Origin of the sequence: Streptomyces hyderabadensis (genome assembly GCF_020404845.1) — a bacterium.
In the GTDB taxonomy this organism is placed as follows: Bacteria; Actinomycetota; Actinomycetes; order Streptomycetales; family Streptomycetaceae; genus Streptomyces; species Streptomyces hyderabadensis.
Genome location: NZ_JAIOJZ010000161.1, coordinates 1 through 340 on the forward strand (window position 1 = coordinate 1; position 340 = coordinate 340).

The 340-nt window shown below is 69.4% G+C and carries 1 protein-coding gene; it reads left to right on the forward strand.

Features of this window, described 5'->3' with window-relative positions; translation table 11 throughout:
• The coding region (locus tag K7854_RS37355) for a beta-ketoacyl synthase N-terminal-like domain-containing protein (protein WP_308112617.1) at nucleotides 1-340 on the forward strand (340 nt) is incomplete at both ends.

Consider the following 340-nt stretch of genomic DNA (forward strand, 5'->3'; position numbering starts at 1 on the left):
AGTGGATGCGGTGTCGGAGTTCCCGGGTGATCGTGGCTGGGATGTGGAGGGGTTGTATGACCCGGTGCCGGGTCGTGCGGGTCGGTCGTACACGCGCAGTGGGGGGTTCCTGCGGGGTGCGGGGGAGTTCGACGCGGGGTTCTTCGGGGTCAGTCCGAACGAGGCACCGGTCATCGACCCGCAGCAGCGGCTGCTCCTGGAGACGGTGTGGGAGGCGTTGGAGCGGGCGGGGGTTGATGCGCTGGGGTTGCGGGGGAGTGCGACGGGTGTGTTCGTGGGCGGGATGTATCACGACTACGCGGGGCACGCGGCGGCGGGTTCGGTGTTGTCGGGACGCGTT